Source organism: Bradyrhizobium sp. NAS96.2 (assembly GCF_001908235.1).
GTDB lineage: Bacteria > Pseudomonadota > Alphaproteobacteria > Rhizobiales > Xanthobacteraceae > Bradyrhizobium.
The window spans coordinates 1-16,227 of sequence record NZ_LGHK01000148.1 but is presented as its reverse complement, the minus strand read 5'-3'; the positions used below and the strand labels follow the sequence as shown (position 1 = coordinate 16,227).

Genomic DNA, 16,227 nt, shown 5'->3' with positions numbered 1-16,227 from the left:
TCATTCTCGTCATTCCGGGATGCGCCGCAAGGCGGAGAGCTCGCGACTGTGTCGCGCCGCGGAATAACGGACACTATTTTTTGTCGACCAGCTCCTTCGCACGCTGGCCGAACATGTTCTTGCGTGATTCCTCGTCGAACGCCTCCTTGACGAACTTTCCGATCGCAAGCCCCGCTTGCACCTGCGGGCGAGCGCGCACGGTCGCGTACCAGCGCTTGATGTTCGGGTAGTCGTCGAGGGTGAAGCCCTGCGCCTTGTGGGTCATGGTCCAGGGGAAGCAGGCGATGTCGGCGATCGAATAGTCGGGGCCTGCGATATAGGCGCCGGTCTTGCCGAGCCGGCGGTCGAGCACGCCATAGAGCCGCGCCGTCTCGTCGCGGTAGCGCTCGATCGCGTAGGGAATTTTCTCGGCGGCATAGAGCGCGAAATGGCCGTGCTGGCCGAGCATCGGCCCGAGGCCGCCCATCTGCCACATCACCCATTGGATGACGTTCGACCGCGCACGCAGCTCCCTGGACAGGAAGCGGCCGGCCTTGTCGGCGAGATAGATCAGGATCGCGCCGGTCTCGAACACCGAGAACGGCCCGCCGCCGTCCGCGGGCGCATGGTCGACGATCGCGGGAATCCGGTTGTTCGGGCTGATCGCCAGGAATTCGGGCCTAAATTGCTCGCCGGCGCGGATGTTCACCGGGATCACCGTGTACGGCAGCCCCAGTTCCTCCAGCATGATCGAGATCTTCCAGCCATTCGGCGTCGGCGCGTAGTGCAGGTCGATCATCGGCGTCTATTCCCCATCACAAAGACTTTTGTTGTTCTGTACGTCCACTCTAGGACATGGCACACAGGCGCTCAATCGGAACCCATCGGGAGGCACCCATGCTGTTTCCAACCACGATCGCAGGCTCCCTGCCGAAGCCGGAATGGCTCGCCGAGCCGAACATGCTGTGGGCACCCTGGAAATCCGAAGGCGCCGAGCTCGCCCGCGCCAAGCGCGATGCCACGGTGCTTGCGGTCAAGCTGCAGGAGGATGCCGGCGTCGACATCGTCACCGAGGGCGAACAGGCGCGCCAGCATTTCGTGCACGGTTTCCTGGAGCGGATCGAGGGCATCGACTTCGCCCACAAGGTCGAGATGGGCATCCGCAAGGATCGCTATAAGGCGATGGTGCCGCAGGTGGTCGCGCCGCTGCAGCTCAAGGGACGCGTCCACGAGGGCGAGGCGCGGGCCGCGCGGGCCCACACCAAAAACAAACTGAAATTCACCCTGCCCGGTCCGATGACGATCATCGATACCATCGCCGACCAATATTACGGCGACCGCGTCAAGATGGCGTTCGCTTTCGCGGAGCTGTTGAACCAGGAGGCGAAGGCGTTGCAGGCCGACGGCGTCGACATGATCCAGTTCGACGAGCCTGCCTTCAACGTCTACATGGACCAGGTGCGCGACTGGGGCATCAAGGCGCTGGAGCGCGCCGCCGAGGGTCTCACCTGCGCCACCGCCGTGCACATCTGCTACGGCTACGGCATCAAGGCCAACACCGACTGGAAAGAGACGCTCGGCGGCGAGTGGCGGCAATATGAAGAGACCTTCCCGGTCATCGACAAGAGCACGATCCAGCAGGTCGCGATCGAGTGCCGCAACTCGAAAGTGCCGATCGAGCTGCTCGCCGCACTGCCCGGCAAGATCGTACAGGCCGGCGTGATCGACGTCGCCAGCGACGAGGTCGAGACTGCGGAAGATGTCGTCAAGGTGATCGAGGCGGTCGCAAAGCACGTGCCGAAGGGCAATATCATCGCGACCACCAATTGCGGCATGGCGCCGATGCGGCGCGACATCGCCGAAGCCAAGCTGATCGCGCTCGGGGATGGTGCAAAACTGGCGCGGCAGCGGCTGGCGTAAGCGCAGCGCCGGCGGATCAGCCGAGCGCGGCCGCCGCGCTCGGATGCAGTACCGGCCGATAGCCGGATTGAAACGCGCGGACCGTCGACGGCGGCGTCAGCAGCATCGCGGGCGCAGTCGCATCAACCCGGTCGTAGCCGGCGAACGACCAGCGCAACGTTTTGCCGTTAGCGACGAGGTAGCTCGCCCCTCCCGCCTGCAGCATTGTCCCGTCGGGCAATTCGCTCAAAAGCAGCGGCGGCGGATGCAGCCGCTTCTTGCCGCGGTCGAGCCGCTCGGCATGCAGCACCGCATCCATCGCCTTGGCGCTGAGATCTCTCGTGCCGTTGCCTTGCTCCCAGGCGGCGCGAAACCGGTTGGCGTCGTCGCGGCGGCAGTAGAAGCAGGGCCGGTGCCCGGCCGCGAACGCGGTGGCTTCGTCAAGGAAGAACAGCTCGGTCCAGCTCTGCCGGCGCATCACCTCGCGCCGCCGCCCCCTGAACTCGCAGACGCAGGTGAGCCATGCCGGCGACGACCAGCGCTTGTTGAGCAGCGTCCGCGTCGCGGGATCGTGGATGATGCCGCGATTGCCGGTGAAGGTGCCGCGATGGTCGGTAGCAATGATGTCGCCGGTGGGAGTGACGCGGTTTTGCAGGGGCATGGCACAGATCTAACCACGATCGTCATTGCGAGGAGCGTAAGCGACGAAGCAATCCATCGTACCGCATATGGGGAGGCATGGATTGCTTCGCTGCGCTCGCAATGACGGCTACCTCACGCAGCCCCGTCGCGGATCGGCGGCTGGAACGACAGCGCGGTGTCCCACGGAAAGAAGATCCAGGTGTCCTGCGACACCTCGGTGATGTAGGTGTCGACCAGCGGCCGTCCCTTGGGCTTGGCGTAGACCGTTGCGAAATGCGCGTCGGGCAGCATCTCGCGCACCATCTTGCCAGTCTTGCCGGTGTCGACGAGGTCGTCGACGATCAAGAGTCCTTTGCCGGTGCCGCCGCCGAGCTTGGCGGTCTGCTCCGAAATGCCCTTGAGCACCTTCAGGTCGCCCTGCTTGTCATGGTCGTAGCTGGCGATGCAGACGGTATCGATGACCCGCAAGCCGAGCTCGCGCGCCACGATCGCCGCCGGCACCAGCCCGCCGCGGGTGATCGCGATCACCGCATGGAACGGGCCGACTTCATTGAGCCGCCAGGTCAACGCCCGGCAATCCCGGTGGAATTGATCCCACGAGACCGGGAACGGCCTGCCGGCCCGATCCTGCGCATTCGGTTCAGAATTTTTCTCGACCATATCGTCTCAACCCGCCGGCTTCTTCTGCGCGGCCTGTACCTGCTTCAACATCTCTTTTACTGCGGCCATCGCGGCGGCAAGCTTCTCCGGATCGCGTGAGCGGACCACCAGATTGGTGTTCGGCTTCTGGTTCTCGTCCTGGAACGGATAGCTGCCGATGATGGTGTCGGGGTTGGCTTCCGCGATCGCCCGCAGCGGGCCGCCGATGTCGCCCTCCCGCGCGTCGGCGCGCACCGAGTCGGACAGCATCCGCACGCCCGACTTCAGCGTCGGCGCCACGATGTCCATCATTGCCTGCATGATGGTGGGGATGCCGGCCATCACGATGACATTGCCGAGCTTGAAGCCCGGCGCCAGGATGGTCGCGCTCTGGATCAGTTCGGCACCATCCGGCACCCGGGCCATCCGCAGCCGCGCCTCGTTGAGGTCCTGCTCGCTCCAGCGCTCCCTGAACCGCGCCACCACGTCAGGGTGATGGTGAATATCGACCCCGAACGCCTTGGCCACACTGTCGGCGGTGATGTCGTCATGGGTCGGCCCGATGCCGCCTGTCGTGAACACGTAGGTGTACCTATGCCGCAGCGCATCAAGGGCGGCGACGATGTCGGCCTCGTCGTCGGCGACGACGCGGACCTCCTTCAGGTCGATGCCGATATTGGTCAGGTATTCGGCGATGAAGCCGATATTCTTGTCCTTGGTCCGGCCGGACAGGATCTCGTCGCCGATCACCAATATCCCCGCCGTGACGATCTCGCTCATGGTCTCATTCCCTAACACTTGCCCTAACTTGATCCCCTGACATTGCCGATCCAATGCCTTGATGTCACGGGGTTTTGCCGCCGAATTAAGCAGACCTCAGCCGGTTTTTCGGGCAGGCCTTCCTGGCTATCCCTAGCAAATGCCGCACGCCAATGCATATCGCGCTGGCCCGCCCCTTGCTACCATCCCATCAAGTCATGCACTGTGTCACATGGCTTGGGAGGGCAGTCGGGATATATGGCAATCGCGTTCGATGAGATGAACGGCCTCGGCGAGGACCTTCGCCCGGCCTACCAGGAGCTCTCCCGCTGGCTCAAAGAGACGCCGCCGGATGCGCTCGAATATCGGCGCCAGGAAGCGGAGCTCTTGTTCCGCCGGATCGGCATCACCTTCGCGGTCTACGGCGATTCCGAAGCCCAGGAGCGGCTGATCCCGTTCGACGTCATCCCCCGCATCATGTCCGCGACCGAGTGGACGCTGCTGGAGAAGGGCCTGAAGCAGCGCGTGCTCGCGCTCAACATGTTCCTCAAGGACATCTATCACGGCCGCGACATCCTGCGCGCCAACGTCATCCCCGAAGACCTGATCTTCCAGAACCCGGTGTTCCGGCCGGAGATGAACGGCCAGGACGTGCCGCACGACATCTACGTCCACATCGCCGGCATCGACATCATCCGCACCGATCCGGACAATTTCATCGTGCTGGAGGACAATGCGCGCACGCCCTCCGGCGTTTCCTACATGCTGGAAAACCGCGAGATCATGATGCGGCTGTTTCCGGACCTGTTTTCGCGTCACCGCGTCGCGCCGGTCGAACGCTATCCGGACGAACTGTTGTCGGCGCTGCGGTCGGTGGCGCCGCACAACGCTTCCGCCGAGCCGACGGTCGCGCTGATGACGCCCGGCGTCTACAACTCGGCCTATTACGAGCACTCGTTCCTCGCCGACAAGCTCGGCATCGAGCTGGTGGAGGGGCGCGACCTCATCGTCAAGAACGACGAGGTGTTCATGCGCACCACCGAGGGGCTGAAGCGGGTCGACGTGATCTATCGCCGCGTCGACGACGACTTCCTCGATCCCCTCACCTTCCGTCCGGATTCCGCGCTCGGCGTCCCCGGCCTGATGTCGGCCTATGCGGCCGGCAACATCACGCTCGCCAACGCGGTCGGCACCGGCATCGCCGACGACAAGGCGATCTACTCCTACATGCCTGACATCGTGAAGTTCTACCTCAGCGAGGAGCCGATCCTGAAGAACGTGCAGACCTGGCGCTGCCGCGAACCACAGGATCTGTCCTACGTACTCGACAACCTCGCCGACCTCGTCGTCAAGGAGGTGCACGGCTCGGGCGGCTACGGCATGCTGATTGGCCCCGCCGCCACCAAGGCGACGATCGAGGCGTTCCGCGACAAGCTGAAACGCGAGCCGGAGGGCTTCATCGCCCAGCCGACGCTGGCGCTGTCGACCTGCCCGACCTGCACCGACAAGGGCCTGGCGCCGCGCCATGTCGACCTCCGCCCGTTCGTGCTGACCGGCTCCAGCCACACCACCATCGTGCCCGGCGGACTGACACGGGTGGCGTTGAAGGAAGGCTCGCTCGTGGTCAATTCGAGCCAGGGCGGCGGCACCAAGGACACCTGGATACTGAGCGAGTAGTTGAAAGCATGCTGTCGCGCACCGCTGAAAACCTGTTCTGGCTGGCCCGCTATGTCGAACGCGCCGAGTATCTTGCGCGCACGATCGACGCCACACTCCGCGTCACCGCGCTGCCCGCGGCCTATATCGGCAAGACCAATGAGTGGGATTCCGCACTGCTCACCGCAGGGGTCGGCGCGGCCTTCTATGACCATTACGAAGAAGCCAACGAGCGAAACGTCGTCGAGTACCTTTCCTTCTCGTCGGAGAACCCCTCCTCGATCAAGAACTGCATCGAAGCGGCCCGGCTCAATTCGCGCTCGGTGCGCACAGCGCTGACCTCGGAGATGTGGGACACCATCAACTCGGCATGGATCGAGCTGCAGGCGGTCTGGAACAAGGGGCCCGCCAACCGCGAGGAGCTGGCGAAATTCCTGCGCTTCGTGCAGGAGACCTCGCTGCGCTTCGACGGCTCGGCCTACCGGACGATGCTGCGCAACGACGCCTACTGGTTCTCGCGGCTCGGCGTCCACCTCGAGCGCGCCGACAACACCGCCCGCATTCTCGACGTGAAGTATCACATGCTGCTGCCCGAGGAAGAGCACGTCGGCGGCCCGCTGGATTACTACCAGTGGACCTCGATCCTGCGCTCGGTGTCGGCGACAACCGCCTATCACTGGGTCTACCGGGAAACCCTGAAACCCTGGCTGATCGCCGACCTCCTCATCCTCAACGACACGCTGCCGCGCTCGCTTGCCAGCTGCTACAGCAATCTGGTGCGCAATCTGGACCAGATCGGCGTCGCCTATGGCCGCCAGGGAGCGTCGCAGCGTCACGCCCGCGGCATCAGGAACCGGCTCGAGCACAGCCATATGGACGATATCTTCCAGCATGGCGTGCACGAGTTCATCCAGGAATTCATCGCGGATAACTCAAGGCTGGGTGAGATCATCACCAAGCAGTATCTGATCTAGAGGAAAAGAAATCGGCGCCGTCCGCGGGCACTGTCTTTACCTCTCCCGAAGGGAGAGGTCGGATCGCGTTTTGCGATCCGGGTGAGGGAATTCGGTCTATCGAGGGACCTTGCCCCCTCACCCGAATTGCTTTCGCAATTCGACCTCTCCCTATGGGAGAGGTAAAATCCCGTTGCGGCCAGCTCTGATCTGACCTACTGGAACGCACATGCGCCTGCGGATAGCCCACACCACCACCTATCGCTACGAGCCGGCGGCCTCGGGCGTGATCCAGATTCTGCGGATGACGCCGGGCAGCCATGACGGCCAGTATGTCGCGGATTGGCAGATCGACGTCTCGACCGATTCCCGGCTCGATACCCATGAGGATGCCTTCGGCAACGTCACCCATGTGCTGACGCATGGTTCGATCAGCGACCTCACCATCCATTGCGAGGGCCTGGTCGAGACCCAGGACACCGGTGGGGTGCTGAAGGGCAGCGACGAGCGGTTTCCGCCGAGCCTGTTCCTGCGTGCCACGCCGCTGACCGACCTCAGCCCGGCGATGACGAGTATCGTGCGCGAGCTGCGCGCGGAGGCCGGCAGCGACGTGCTCGGCTTCCTGCACGCGCTGATGGTGCAGATCTACGAGCACATGACCTTCGACGAGGACCCGACCAACAGCGCCACCTCGGCCTCCGAGGCGTTCGCGCTGAAGCGCGGGGTCTGCCAGGACTACGCGCACATCCTGATCGCCTGCGCGCGCGCCGGCGGCGTTCCGGCGCGGTTCGTCTCCGGCCACTTCCTGCGCTCCGACGGCATGGTCAACCAGCAGGCCGGCCACGCCTGGGCCGAGGCCTTCGTGCCTGACCTCGGCTGGGTCGGCTTCGACGCCGCCAACGGCATCTGCACCACCGACGCCCACGCCCGCGTCGCGATCGGCCTTGATTATCTCGGCGCCGCTCCCGTCCGCGGCACCCGCTATGGCGGCGGCAACGAGACGCTGACGGTCGCTGTCAAGGTCGACCAGGCCGGACGCCCCGGGCAGTGGCAGAGCCAGACGCAGTCATAGGCCGCACTCTCTCGGCGCCCGTCATTGCGAGCGCAGCGAAGCAATCCATCTGGCCGCGTGCCGAGGCATGGATTGCTTCGTCGCTTCGCTCCTCGCAATGACGGCCAAGGTGCGATGATCGCTGTCACCTCACATCCGAACCATCGGGACACACCATGGCCACCGTAAAGCAACGAACTCTCGGCCGAGGCGCGCGCCGTCTTCGACGACATCCGCAAGACGCGAAATTCGGACTTCATCAACAATTTCTGGCGCGCGCTCGCGCATGATCCGAAGACGCTGCGGCGGACCTGGGAGAGCATCAAGGAGGTGATGGCGCCGGGTGCGCTCGATCCGAAGGTCAAGGAAATGCTCTACGTCGCGGTCTCTGTGGCGCATGGCTGCAGCTACTGCATTCACTCCCACACCGCGGCCGCCCGCGCCAAGGGCATGACCGACGCCGAATATCACGAGATGCTGGCAATCGTCGGCATGGCGGCCGAGACCAACCGGCTGGTTACCGCGCTCGGCGTGCCGGTGGATGAGGCATTCCTCGTCGATGCACCGGCAGGACAAAGGCAGGAGCCGTGACGCTCTCGCGAATCAGTGATGTCACGAAATGCGCTCGACGTCGGACTTGAGCGCAACCAGGAAACGGGCCGCTTCGCCGCCCGTTACCACCCGATGGTCGAAGGTGAGCGATAGCGGCAGCGTGCGTCTCACTGCAACTTGCCCCTGATGCGCGACCACGCGCTCCGATATCCGCCCGGCACCGACGATCGCCGTCTGCGGCGGCACGATGATGAGATTGGCAAACCGGCCTCCGATCATGCCGAAATTCGACAGCGTGATCGTCGCACCGCGCAGCTCTTCCGGGGGTATCGCACGTGCGATTGCGTCGGCTCGCAGACGGTCCAGTCCAGCCCGCAGATCCGATACGCTCCGCTCCGCGACGTTGCGCAGCACGGGAACGATCAGGCCGCCGCCGGTGTCGACGGCGATGCCGAGATCGATGCGCTCGATCAAGCGCCGTTCTCCCGCGCCGGAATGATACCAGGTATTGAGTGCGGGCTCTGCCTTGCAGGCGGCGGCAATCGCCCGCGCCAGGCGGATCGTCACATCCTCGCCCTGCCGCCACCCCTGGATATCAGCTTCATCGGTGACCGTTGCCGGGACGATTTCCGCGTGCGCTGCCGCCATGCGTTGGGCCATCGCGCGGCGCAAGCCGCGCAGCGGCTCGGCGGGTCCGCCAGGAGCCATCCGCTTTGCCGCCCGCTCGACATCGGCCCGCGTGATGGTGCCGCCGGGCCCCGTCGCCTCGACGAGATCGAGTGCGACGTCAAGCTTGCGCGCGAGCGCGCGCACTGCCGGAAACACCTGAGCTCCCTGCGTGCTCGGCGCCGAAGCCGTTGCTACCGCCGGCCGTTGCTCGCCGGCGCCGAGCTCGCCCACGATCGTGCCGGTGTCCTGCCCGGCGTCCTCGGCAAACTCCACGAGCGGCGCGCCGACCTTCACGATATCGCCCTTGGTACCGAACAAGCGCGCGATCCGTCCGCTCGACGGCGCCGGTATCTCGACCACCGCCTTGTCGGTCTCGACCGAAACGAGCGGCTGATCGGTCACGACGTGATCGCCCTCGTTGACGTACCAGGTGACGATCTCTGCTTCTTCAAGACCTTCACCAAGGTCCGGCAACGTGAACTGGCGCATGGCACGAGGTCCGTTGGTGTTCAGTTGTACTGGCACGCCTTTCGGGCTGCGGTCACGATGCGTCCGACCGACGGCATGTAGCGTTGCTCGAGGCGGGCCATCGGAATGACCGTGTCGTAACCGGTAACGCGGGTCACGGGTGCGAGCAGCGAGGATAGTCCGCGCTCGGCAATGAGGGCTGCGATCTCCCCGCCAAATCCACCGGTGTGCGCGGCCTCGTGCACGATGACGCAGCGCCCGGTCTTTGCGACCGAACCGAGCACGGTGTTTTCATCGTAAGGCTTGAGCGTGGCGAGGTCGATAACCTCGGCAGCGATGCCCTCATCGGCGAGCGCGTCCGCCGCGGCCATCGTTTCCTTCAGCATCGCGCCCCAGCTGATCAGCGTGACGTCGCGACCTTCCCTCAGGATGAAGGCGAGATCCAGCGGCAAGGCTTCGCCGTTGTCATCCACCTCGCCTTTCGCCGCGCGGTACAACCGCGTCGGCTCCAGGAACACCACCGGATCTGGATCGCGGATCGCGGCGAGGAGAAGTCCATAGGCGCGCTCCGGCGACGAAGGCATGACGACACGCAAGCCCGGAATATGGGCGAGCATCGCCTCAGTGCTTTCGGAATGGTGCTCGGGCGCGCGAATGCCGGCACCATGCGGCGTGCGCAGGACCATCGGACAGGTGAGCCGTCCCTGGGTACGGTTGCGCATCCGTGATGCGTGATTCACCAGCTGATCGAGACAGGGATAAATGAATCCCATGAACTGGATTTCGCCGACGGGCTTCAATCCCTGCGCGGCCATACCGACGCAAAGTCCGCTGATCAGGAGTTCGGCAAGCGGTGTATCGAGGACGCGCTCCGGACCAAAGCGCTCCTGCAAGCCGACGGTCGCGCGGAAGACGCCGCCATTGACGCCGACATCCTCGCCGAGCACGACCACATCAGGATCATCCGCCATGGCGCGGCCGAGAGCCAGATTGATGGCTTCGACCAATGTGACTTCAGGCATCGTCCTCTCCCGCGAGTTCGCGGCGCTGCTCGGCATACGCTTCGGGCAGTTCGGCATAGAGGTTGTCGAACATGGTTTCCGCCCGGCGCGGCGGCGTCTTTAGATAGCGCTCCACCGCCGCCTCGATGCGCTCATGGCACTCGGCGGCAAGCTGCTCCTCGTCGGCCTTGGTCCACATCTTCCGGCCGACGAGATAGGACCTGAGCCGTGCGACCGGCTCTTCCTTCCAGTGCGCCTGCACTGCATCGGCCGAACGATAGCGCGATGCATCATCGGAAGTTGTATGATCGCCGAGCCGGTAGGTCACCGCTTCGATGAAGTGAGGGCCCTTGCCATCGCGGGCTGCGGCAATGGCCTCCTCGGCGGCGGCACGCATCGCCACCACGTCACTTCCGTCCACCTGCTCGCCGCTGAACCCTGCGGCGATGGCCTTCTGCGCCAGCGTCTCGGCCCCCGTCTGTAGCCGCAGCGGCACCGATATGGCCCATTGATTGTTGGTGGCGACGAACACGAGCGGCAATTTGTGAACGCCGGCGAAATTCATGGCCTCGTAAACGTCGCCTTTCGAGGTCGCGCCATCGCCGAACAAGCAGACGGCCACGCGCGGCTCCTTGCGCAGCTTCAGGGCATAGGCAACACCGGCGGCGTGCGGTGCCTGTGATCCGACGGGAACGCAGAACGGGAAATCGTGGCGCGGACCGGAGAAGTGATTGCCTCGTTCATCGCCGCCCCAGAACAGCAGGATCTCCTCCGGCTTGACGCCACGCCAGAGCAACGCGCCATTGTCGCGATAAGAGGGCAGCAGAACGTCATCTTCCCGCATCGCACTCGCGATGCCGACCGACACCGCCTCCTGGCCGAGCGAAACGGCGTAGGTTCCAAGTCGACCGGTGCGCTGCAACGCAACAGCCTTTCGGTCAAACAGGCGCAAGAGCACCATCGACCGGTAAAGCTCGACGAGCAGTCGGGCATCTGCAGCGAAGGCGGGAAGCGGCCGGTCGATCGAGCCGTCGGGCGCGAGATAATTGCGGCGGCGCACCTCAAAGCGCGCAATAACGGGGAGCTCTTCGTTTGCTCTTTTGCTGGCCAAGCGCGCTCACTCCTGGAGCGGTTCTGCCTCCCACGTCTAGCTATTTGGTGTTCGGGCCACGACGATGCAATACCATGGCAGCTTCTCTCTTGGCGCGCGCGCGGCTCACGGATCGATCGACGGTATCCGTGGAATCAGCGCCGCAATAGCGGTATATGAGAGCATGGCAAATGGTCAGGTTGTCCTCGTAACAACTGAGCCGTTGGACGGCGGCCCGCCTGTTCGCTCGGTCTTCTTCGTGGCTGAAGGAGACGCGGCAAAGGCCACGGCAATTGTTGCGAAAATGATGGCCCCGAATGAAAGGGTCGAGGCTTGGGCGCCACTTCCCGAAGCGGCTGTCAAAGCGCTCGGATTGAAACCTGGTGACTACACCCACACCTGACTTGTACCAGATGGCAGTCCTTGCGCAGAGCGTCTGATCCCGACGCAGTGCCCTCGCTTACGCGAATGTCGAGGGATCGCCGAGCCTCGCCACGGCTTTCCCGATCACAACGTGGGGAGCCCTCTTTCTCGAACAAGCGACGTGGCGTAATCTACACCGAGCTGCCCTTTGAGACGGGACGGGCCGACGTCGCCGTTTGAAGGAACGGGCAGCGGTCAGGCCGTCGGCAGGCATCTCAGTCTGATAGCAGCGCCTGCCTTATGTGGCGCTCCCTCAACTTCAACGTGAAGCAAGTTGGCCTGCCGCGCACGCGGCAGACAAGGGAATGCATAACCCTTGGAGGACGACATGGCGACATTCATATTGAGGATCGACTGGACCGACCAGGGAATTCGTAATGTCAGGGAAGCCCCCAAGCGCAGCAAAGCGGCGAGAGAACTCGCCCAGAAGCTGGGTGTCGAAATCAAGGAGGTCTACCTCACCTCCGGCGAGCATGACATTCTTCTCCTCGCCGAAGCGCCACTCGGCGACAACATCACGAAGCTCGCGCTTGCCCTCAGCTCAATGGGAAACATACGGACCTGCACCTCGCGGGCGTGGCCCGAGGCCGAGTGGACCAAGCTGATATCCGAGCTCCCGTAGCGGCTTCGGATATCCCGATGGATCGCTACGCGGCCGCTCTTGGTCGCGTGAATGAATGAAGACGCGAAACGCACGAAGGCGACGGCGTATGCCGTCGCCAGCGGGTGATATGCGTTACTTATCCAGCCAGACATCCTCGAAGCGCAGATTGTTGTACTGGCTGTTGTCGTGCGGATGAAAGTTCTTCACGTAGGGCTGCCAGCAATTGCCGGCCGATGAGTGCAGGATGACCGGCCGCGCGGCATCGTCGACCAGGATGCGCTCGATGTCGAACACGATCTTGCGGCGCTTGTCCTTGTCGACCTCGCGCGACTGCGCCGCGAGGAGCTTGTCGACCTCGGCGTTGCAATACTGGGTGTAGTTGCGCTCGGAGTTGCAGGAATAGTTCTCGACCAGATTGCCGTCGGGATCATCGACGCTGACGCCGGTGACATTGAGGCCGATCGTGTAGTCCTTGCGCTGCAGCCGCGAGTACCAGCGCGGCGTATCCAAAATATCGAGCTCGGCGACGATGTAGATCTTCTTGAGCTGGTCGGCGAGGATCACGGCCGGGTCGCGATAGGTCGGCAAATTGCGGGTCTGGATCTTGATCGACAGCGGCTTGGCATCGCTGTAGCCGAGCTTCTGCATGATCGCCTGCGCATCCGCGAGATTCTTCTCGGTATCGGCGCCGTATCCCATCAGCGTCGACAGGATCTCCGGCGGCATGCCCCACTCGCCTTCCGGCTTGGCCTGCATGGCACCGCCGAGCCGCCCGCTGCCCTCGAACAGGATGCTGTTGAACGCCTTGCGGTCCAGCGCCAGCGACATCGCCTTGCGGATATCGGGATTGTCGAACGGCGGATTGACCCGGTTGACCAAAAGATTGATCTGCAGATTGGTCGACGTCATCTCGCAGATCGCGTTCGGCGCTCGCGCCTCGACGTCCTTCATCAGGGGAATGCTGACGTCGGACGGAAAGGTGATGTCATAGTCGCCGGTCGCGAACGCCAGCATCCGCGTGGCACGGCTGTCGATCGACCGCACCGTGATCTCGTCGAGATACGGCCGATCCTTCTTGAAGTAGTCGGGATTGCGAACCAGACGAATGGAATCGCCGCGCCGGAACTCGACGAACTTGAACGGGCCGGTGCCAACAGGCTTGGTGCGCATCACCTGCTGCGGCACATGGCAGGGATAGACCACCGAGAAGGCACTGGCGAGCAGCGCCAGCAGGCCGGGCTGCGGTTCTGTCAGTTCGAAGGTCGCTTCATCGTCACCGTTGACGCTCACATCTTTCAGCTTCGAGTACCACACCTTGCGCGGATTACGCTTGAAGTCCGGGGTTTTGGAATCTTGGGTCTCGCTCTTGCCGATCAGCATCCGCCAGGTGCATTGCACGTCCTTGGCGGTGAACGGCTGGCCATCGTGCCATTTCACGCCGTGATGCAGCTTGAACGTGAGCTTGGTGTTGGTCGGGTCCCACGACCAGCTCTCGGCGAGATCGGGGATCACGGTATCGATGCTTTCATGCACCTTGGCCGGATCGAACACCACGAGGTTGTTGAAGACCGCCGCGAACGGCATCACCGAGGCGATGGTGGACTCCTCAAGCAGCGAGGTCGAGGGCGGATTGTCGTTGTGATAGAGCCGCAGCGTGCCGCCCTTCTTCTGCGCCGATGCGGGGGTCGCCGCCATCGCCGCGATGCCCAAAGTCACAACGCATGCGGCCAGTTTGAACGACATTCTCGCCTCCCGGAATTCTTGTTGTTGTCGGTTGCGGCCAGTCGATCACAAGGCCAGGTGCCTCGCAATGACAGGGGGCACGGATCATTGCCGGATGCATGCAACGCAGAGCGGACCGGAGCCCACAAGTCCGGACAGCCGATGGCGGGAACAGATGCCGACAGGCGATCTCCGCGATCGGGCCCCTCCCCTTTTTTGACCGGCTGCCGCATGTCCCGTCACGGGGAATTAGGGTTGGATGCGACCTCGAAATTGGCTACACGTTTGGCGCCGAGAAACTCGGACCGTTTGAGGACTGGAAATGACCTATTGCTGCGGAATTCTGGTGCGCGACGGCCTCGTCATGATTGCCGATACCCGCACCAATGCCGGCCTAGACAACGTCTCGACCTTCCGCAAGCTGCACATCTTCGAAAAGCCCGGCGAGCGCATCATGGCGATCGCCAGCGCCGGCAATCTGGCGATCAGCCAGTCGGTGCTGTCGACCCTGACCGAGGGCATGGAAGACCCGCACACCGGCGAGCTCGAGACGCTGATGAACGCGCCGACCATGTTCCAGGCGGCGCAGCGGATCGGCCGCGCCATCCGCTCGGTGCACGCCACCGAGGGCGAAGCGCTGCGTTCGGAGGATATCTCCTTCGACGTCTCGTTCCTGTTCGGCGGCCAGATCAAGGGCTCGCGGATGCGGCTGTTCATGGTCTACACCGCCGGCAATTTCATCGAGTGCACCACCGACACACCCTATCTGCAGATCGGCGAGCACAAATACGGCAAGCCGGTGCTCGACCGCGCCATGCATTTCGACGTCGAGCTCTACGAGGCGCTGAAGACCGGGCTGATCTCGATGGATTCGACCATGCGCTCCAACCTCGGCGTCGGCCTGCCGATCGACGTGCTGGTGGTGCGCGCCGACGTCTGCGAGGCCGACCTCAACCATCGCATCGAGGCCGGCGAGCCCTATTTCCACGACCTGCGCTCGCGGTGGTCGGCGGCGCTGCGCGCCGCACACCAGAACATTCCACGCCCACCCTACAAGAACGAAACCGAAGCAAAAACCAAGTAAGAGGAAACTGAGAGATGACTGAGGCAACCAGCAAGATCGCGCTCGTGACCGGCGCCGGCACCGGCGTCGGACGCGCAGCATCGCTCGCTTTGATGGACAAGGGCTACACCGTGGTGCTCGTCGGGCGCCGCCTGGAGATGCTGGAAGAGACCGCCAAGCTCGGCCCCGCCGGCAAGAGCCTCTGCATCACCGCCGACATGGCCAATCCGGCTGCGATCGCCGCGCTGTTCGACAAGGTGAAGGCGACCTACGGCCGGCTCGACGTGCTCTTCAACAATGCCGGCATGGGCGCGCCGCCGGTGCATTTCGAGGACCTGCCGCTCGAGCAGTGGCAGGCCGTGGTCAACACCAACCTCACCGCGCCGTTCCTGTGCACCCAGCACGCCTTCCGCATCATGAAGGACCAGTCGCCGCGCGGCGGCCGCATCATCAACAACGGCTCGATCTCGGCGCATGCGCCGCGGCCGTTCTCGGCGGCCTACACCTCGACCAAGCACGCCATCACCGGCCTCACCAAGGCCTCCAACCTCGACGGCCGCATGTATGACATCGCGGTCGGCCAGGTCGATATCGGCAATGCCGCGACCCCCATGACCGACCGCATGGTCAACGGCCCCGGCGTGCTGCAGCCGGACGGCACCACCAAGCACGAGCCGCGCATGGATGCGAAGGCGGTCGGCGACGCCGTCGCCTACATGGCCGGTCTGCCGCTCGACGCCAACGTGCTGTTCATGACGGTGATGGCTACCAAGATGCCGTTCGTGGGGCGGGGCTGATCTTCTCTCGCTTGCGGCAGAGCTATCACGACAGCATGGCCGGGCTTGTGCCGGCCATGCCGTTGCAGGGGCACACTATCAAAATATCAAAAACAACCCCATGCAAAGGAGCCGGCGGGCTGCCGGCGTTCGACACGGCAACTGTCCGTAGCGGGTGAAGATGTCGTGTTTTTGTAGCTCGTGATCTGTCGCCTTCGTTTCTGATTTGCAGGGGAGCCGGAAGGCGGGGACGGCTTTCCCTGATTGATCATGCCACGGCT

General features: G+C 63.8%; 17 protein-coding genes and 1 pseudogene. 9 read left to right on the top strand and 9 right to left on the bottom strand.

Annotation, left to right across the window (positions count from 1 at the left end; genetic code table 11):
• Positions 1–73: 73 nt before the first annotated feature.
• Positions 74–778 carry a glutathione binding-like protein gene (locus AC628_RS28465; RefSeq protein WP_074130094.1) on the bottom strand — a complete coding sequence of 235 codons (705 nt, stop codon included), beginning with the start codon at positions 776–778 and terminating at the stop codon, positions 74–76.
• A gap of 98 nt (positions 779–876) precedes the next feature.
• Between AC628_RS28465 and AC628_RS28460 the strand changes: the two genes are divergently transcribed.
• Complete coding sequence (locus AC628_RS28460) at positions 877–1,899, top strand: methionine synthase (RefSeq protein ID WP_074130093.1); 1,023 nt, start codon at positions 877–879, stop codon at positions 1,897–1,899.
• A gap of 16 nt (positions 1,900–1,915) precedes the next feature.
• On the opposite strand, the gene AC628_RS28455 is transcribed toward AC628_RS28460, so the two are convergent.
• The 3 genes from AC628_RS28455 to AC628_RS28445 form a co-directional block, all read right to left on the bottom strand.
• Complete coding sequence (locus tag AC628_RS28455; RefSeq protein ID WP_074130092.1) at positions 1,916–2,539, bottom strand: hypothetical protein; 624 nt, start codon at positions 2,537–2,539, stop codon at positions 1,916–1,918.
• 113 nt (positions 2,540–2,652) lie between these two features.
• On the bottom strand, positions 2,653–3,180 hold the full coding sequence (gpt, locus tag AC628_RS28450) for a xanthine phosphoribosyltransferase (protein ID WP_074130091.1): 528 nt from the start codon (positions 3,178–3,180) through the stop codon (positions 2,653–2,655).
• A gap of 6 nt (positions 3,181–3,186) precedes the next feature.
• Positions 3,187–3,939, bottom strand: a complete 753-nt coding sequence (locus AC628_RS28445; protein ID WP_074130090.1) for a competence/damage-inducible protein A — start codon at positions 3,937–3,939, stop codon at positions 3,187–3,189.
• Positions 3,940–4,176: 237 nt separating this feature from the next.
• Between AC628_RS28445 and AC628_RS28440 the strand changes: the two genes are divergently transcribed.
• The 4 genes and pseudogenes from AC628_RS28440 to AC628_RS28425 all read left to right on the top strand — a co-directional run.
• The gene (locus AC628_RS28440) at positions 4,177–5,595 is read left to right on the top strand and encodes a circularly permuted type 2 ATP-grasp protein (RefSeq protein WP_074130089.1); all 1,419 of its coding nucleotides are present in this window, start codon (positions 4,177–4,179) and stop codon (positions 5,593–5,595) included.
• A gap of 8 nt (positions 5,596–5,603) precedes the next feature.
• Complete coding sequence (locus AC628_RS28435; protein ID WP_074130088.1) at positions 5,604–6,548, top strand: alpha-E domain-containing protein; 945 nt, start codon at positions 5,604–5,606, stop codon at positions 6,546–6,548.
• A gap of 208 nt (positions 6,549–6,756) precedes the next feature.
• The gene (locus AC628_RS28430; protein ID WP_074130087.1) at positions 6,757–7,599 is read left to right on the top strand and encodes a transglutaminase family protein; all 843 of its coding nucleotides are present in this window, start codon (positions 6,757–6,759) and stop codon (positions 7,597–7,599) included.
• A 171-nt stretch (positions 7,600–7,770) separates the two neighbouring features.
• A pseudogene (locus tag AC628_RS28425) lies at positions 7,771–8,169 on the top strand (carboxymuconolactone decarboxylase family protein); the annotation flags it as partial.
• 21 nt (positions 8,170–8,190) lie between these two features.
• Here AC628_RS28425 and AC628_RS28420 read toward each other — a convergent pair.
• The 3 genes from AC628_RS28420 to pdhA are packed head-to-tail and all read right to left on the bottom strand — an operon-like array spanning position 8,191 to position 11,379.
• On the bottom strand, positions 8,191–9,288 hold the full coding sequence (locus AC628_RS28420; RefSeq protein ID WP_074130086.1) for a dihydrolipoamide acetyltransferase family protein: 1,098 nt from the start codon (positions 9,286–9,288) through the stop codon (positions 8,191–8,193).
• Between the two features lie 20 nt (positions 9,289–9,308).
• The gene (locus tag AC628_RS28415) at positions 9,309–10,289 is read right to left on the bottom strand and encodes an alpha-ketoacid dehydrogenase subunit beta (RefSeq protein WP_074130085.1); all 981 of its coding nucleotides are present in this window, start codon (positions 10,287–10,289) and stop codon (positions 9,309–9,311) included.
• A complete protein-coding gene (pdhA, locus tag AC628_RS28410; protein ID WP_245321367.1) occupies positions 10,282–11,379 on the bottom strand; it encodes a pyruvate dehydrogenase (acetyl-transferring) E1 component subunit alpha in 1,098 nt (365 codons plus the stop codon). Before pdhA ends, AC628_RS28415 begins: the two co-directional genes overlap by 8 nt.
• 64 nt (positions 11,380–11,443) lie before the next feature.
• On the opposite strand from pdhA, the gene AC628_RS28405 reads away from it, so the two are divergent.
• Together AC628_RS28405 and AC628_RS28400 are read left to right on the top strand one after the other, a co-directional pair.
• Positions 11,444–11,761, top strand: a complete 318-nt coding sequence (locus AC628_RS28405; RefSeq protein ID WP_245321366.1) for a hypothetical protein — start codon at positions 11,444–11,446, stop codon at positions 11,759–11,761.
• 348 nt (positions 11,762–12,109) lie between these two features.
• On the top strand, positions 12,110–12,403 hold the full coding sequence (locus AC628_RS28400; protein WP_074130111.1) for a GYD domain-containing protein: 294 nt from the start codon (positions 12,110–12,112) through the stop codon (positions 12,401–12,403).
• A 114-nt stretch (positions 12,404–12,517) separates the two neighbouring features.
• On the opposite strand, the gene AC628_RS28395 is transcribed toward AC628_RS28400, so the two are convergent.
• Positions 12,518–14,128 (bottom strand): ABC transporter substrate-binding protein, encoded by a 1,611-nt coding sequence (locus AC628_RS28395; RefSeq protein ID WP_074130084.1) that lies wholly within the window; start codon positions 14,126–14,128, stop codon positions 12,518–12,520.
• A gap of 301 nt (positions 14,129–14,429) precedes the next feature.
• Here AC628_RS28395 and AC628_RS28390 point away from each other — a divergent pair, with 301 nt between their 5' ends.
• Both AC628_RS28390 and AC628_RS28385 read left to right on the top strand, forming a co-directional pair.
• Positions 14,430–15,191, top strand: coding sequence for a proteasome-type protease (locus AC628_RS28390; RefSeq protein WP_074130083.1), 762 nt, complete (start codon positions 14,430–14,432; stop codon positions 15,189–15,191).
• Positions 15,192–15,205: 14 nt separating this feature from the next.
• Positions 15,206–15,967 (top strand): SDR family oxidoreductase, encoded by a 762-nt coding sequence (locus tag AC628_RS28385; protein ID WP_074130082.1) that lies wholly within the window; start codon positions 15,206–15,208, stop codon positions 15,965–15,967.
• Positions 15,968–16,045: 78 nt separating this feature from the next.
• Here AC628_RS28385 and AC628_RS44875 read toward each other — a convergent pair.
• Positions 16,046–16,227: hypothetical protein (locus AC628_RS44875; protein ID WP_210190271.1), on the bottom strand; the 182-nt coding region annotated here is incomplete at its 5' end.

Excerpts from the sequence above, each read along its gene's own strand:
- AC628_RS28435 (WP_074130088.1), top strand. The coding sequence starts at position 5,604 with ATGCTGTCGCGCACCGCTGAAAACCTGTTCTGGCTGGCCCGCTATGTC.
- AC628_RS28445 (WP_074130090.1), bottom strand. The coding sequence starts at position 3,939 with ATGAGCGAGATCGTCACGGCGGGGATATTGGTGATCGGCGACGAGATC.
- AC628_RS28400 (WP_074130111.1), top strand. The coding sequence starts at position 12,110 with ATGGCGACATTCATATTGAGGATCGACTGGACCGACCAGGGAATTCGT.
- AC628_RS28430 (WP_074130087.1), top strand. The coding sequence starts at position 6,757 with ATGCGCCTGCGGATAGCCCACACCACCACCTATCGCTACGAGCCGGCG.
- AC628_RS28395 (WP_074130084.1), bottom strand. The coding sequence starts at position 14,128 with ATGTCGTTCAAACTGGCCGCATGCGTTGTGACTTTGGGCATCGCGGCG.
- AC628_RS28390 (WP_074130083.1), top strand. The coding sequence starts at position 14,430 with ATGACCTATTGCTGCGGAATTCTGGTGCGCGACGGCCTCGTCATGATT.
- AC628_RS28440 (WP_074130089.1), top strand. The coding sequence starts at position 4,177 with ATGGCAATCGCGTTCGATGAGATGAACGGCCTCGGCGAGGACCTTCGC.
- AC628_RS28420 (WP_074130086.1), bottom strand. The coding sequence starts at position 9,288 with ATGCGCCAGTTCACGTTGCCGGACCTTGGTGAAGGTCTTGAAGAAGCA.
- AC628_RS28465 (WP_074130094.1), bottom strand. The coding sequence starts at position 778 with ATGATCGACCTGCACTACGCGCCGACGCCGAATGGCTGGAAGATCTCG.
- AC628_RS28405 (WP_245321366.1), top strand. The coding sequence starts at position 11,444 with ATGCAATACCATGGCAGCTTCTCTCTTGGCGCGCGCGCGGCTCACGGA.
- AC628_RS28455 (WP_074130092.1), bottom strand. The coding sequence starts at position 2,539 with ATGCCCCTGCAAAACCGCGTCACTCCCACCGGCGACATCATTGCTACC.
- AC628_RS28385 (WP_074130082.1), top strand. The coding sequence starts at position 15,206 with ATGACTGAGGCAACCAGCAAGATCGCGCTCGTGACCGGCGCCGGCACC.
- AC628_RS28460 (WP_074130093.1), top strand. The coding sequence starts at position 877 with ATGCTGTTTCCAACCACGATCGCAGGCTCCCTGCCGAAGCCGGAATGG.
- AC628_RS28415 (WP_074130085.1), bottom strand. The coding sequence starts at position 10,289 with ATGCCTGAAGTCACATTGGTCGAAGCCATCAATCTGGCTCTCGGCCGC.
- gpt (WP_074130091.1), bottom strand. The coding sequence starts at position 3,180 with ATGGTCGAGAAAAATTCTGAACCGAATGCGCAGGATCGGGCCGGCAGG.